This window comes from Isoptericola croceus (assembly GCF_029382255.1).
Taxonomy (GTDB): domain Bacteria; phylum Actinomycetota; class Actinomycetes; order Actinomycetales; family Cellulomonadaceae; genus Isoptericola; species Isoptericola croceus.
On record NZ_JARLLG010000089.1, the window covers coordinates 1 to 292 of the forward strand.

Here is a 292-nt window from a genome sequence, read left to right on the forward strand (position 1 = left end):
GGATGTTGAGCGAATAGCCGAATGCCTGGATGCCGATGAGGGTGATGAGCACGCTCGTCGGAATCGAGATCGCCGTGACGAGCGTCGAGCGCACCGAGAACAGGAAGATCAGGATCACGAGCACGGCGAAGACGAGACCGAGCAGGCCCTCTTCGGCGAGCGCGTCGATCGACTGCTGAATGTAAGGGGCCTGGTCGAAGACGACCGTGAAGCTGCCGCCGCCGAGGCTCTTCTCGAGGTTGGGCAGGGCCGCAATGACGGCCTTCGAGACGTCGACGGTGTTGGCCGCGGG

The 292-nt window shown here is 63.7% G+C and carries 1 protein-coding gene; it reads right to left on the reverse strand.

All coding sequences use genetic code 11. The features are described from left to right. On the reverse strand, positions 1 to 292 hold a 292-nt coding region (locus PZC42_RS20785; protein ID WP_277213981.1), incomplete at both ends, for an efflux RND transporter permease subunit.